The organism is Mesorhizobium sp. M7A.F.Ca.ET.027.03.2.1 (assembly GCF_003999175.1).
Classification (GTDB): Bacteria; Pseudomonadota; Alphaproteobacteria; order Rhizobiales; family Rhizobiaceae; genus Mesorhizobium.
Map to the genome: position 1 here is coordinate 1 of NZ_RZOM01001764.1, position 619 is coordinate 619.

The 619-nt window shown below is 59.9% G+C and carries 1 pseudogene; it reads right to left on the reverse strand.

Annotated elements, in window-relative coordinates:
• Positions 1-171: 171 nt before the first annotated feature.
• A pseudogene (locus EN750_RS37920) lies at positions 172-619 on the reverse strand (peptidase M15); the annotation flags it as partial.

Sequence of the window (619 nt, forward strand, 5' to 3'; positions counted from 1 at the left end):
TTGTCATCGCCCATCGCCGACGGAAAGACGATTATCTTACAATTTCATACATGTTTGTCAAATTTGGAACTTCTCTTACAGAGCAATCGAGAGTTCGGCATGACTTGCTATCCCATGGCAGCCAAGCCAATCGTGCAACACATCCACGTAGGCTCGAACGAGGGCTGGCGTCTATTTGAAGCTGGCGATGGGCAGGAACTTGACCGCGGAACCGGTGAAGCGCCGGTGATCGGAGGTCTGTCCTCGCGGCTGGAATCCATCGAGATAGATGTGCTCCGGCGCTGTGCGGATGAGATTGGCGGCAATGACGGGCGCCGCCGCAGTGCTAGCTTCGCCGGCGATGCCACGATCTGTCTCAATCGGCCGGGACAACGCTGCCGGCACGATGACCGCGGTGGCTTCGGGATCGAGATTTGGCTGGACACGGTCGGCCTTCGGGCTGGTCCTGACGCGATCTTCGGGCTGCGAGTGGTCAACCGAGACCCGCTGGCCGGCCAACCCATTGTGGCCGTCATCGGCGCGGTTCAAGGCCAGCAATGCAGCGACCGCATCGCCTGATTTGTCTGCTTCAAGCTGGCGCGTCGGGCTTTCCGGTCGCCATGTCGGCAACGGGATGTTG